At 65.7% G+C, this 560-nt stretch carries 1 tRNA gene and 1 pseudogene; both read left to right on the top strand.

The window, feature by feature from the left end:
* Positions 1–281 precede the first annotated feature (281 nt).
* Positions 282–354 (top strand) — tRNA-Trp (locus tag G3I71_RS46095).
* 105 nt (positions 355–459) lie between these two features.
* Positions 460–560 (top strand): annotated as a pseudogene (locus G3I71_RS53065) (preprotein translocase subunit SecE); the annotation flags it as partial.

The raw sequence follows: 560 nt of genomic DNA, 5'->3' as shown, positions 1-560 counted from the left end.
TGGCCGGCCTCGGCGAGCGCGTCGGACTCGGAAATGGCGCCGATACGGGCGGACACCCGGCGCTCGGAGGAAGGCGTTGCAGAGGTCATGCGGCCAATCGTCCCAGACGGCCCGGAAGGCCCGCACACCGTTTCAGGGACCGGACGGAGGCAGGTCCGGCTCTGTTCTGTTCGACGTCAGGGCCCGGACCACGTACACTCACCTGTCGTTGGTCCTCACCAGCCGTCCGGAACGTGAGCACTCCGTGCACTCGCTCGGATGCGGTAGGTTGGGGAACGCAAAGGGTCGTAGCTCAATTGGTAGAGCACTGGTCTCCAAAACCAGCGGTTGGGGGTTCGAGTCCCTCCGGCCCTGCTCCACACTCCTTCTCGGACGTGTGCGCAGGTACGTACTTCGATGCAATGCCGTGCGGCGCAACCGGGCGCGGCTACGGCCACGACCCGGATTCAGGTGAGAGACGTGACGGACGCCCTCGGCTCCATCGACATGCCTGACGCCGAGGACGACACTCGCGAGAAGAAGGCCCGCAAGGGCGGTAAGCGCGGCAAAAAGGGCCCTTT

The organism is Streptomyces sp. SID12501 (genome assembly GCF_010550245.1).
Taxonomy (GTDB): domain Bacteria; phylum Actinomycetota; class Actinomycetes; order Streptomycetales; family Streptomycetaceae; genus Streptomyces.
The sequence above is the reverse complement of the archived record's forward strand: the minus strand, read 5'-3'. Positions and strand labels throughout refer to the sequence as shown.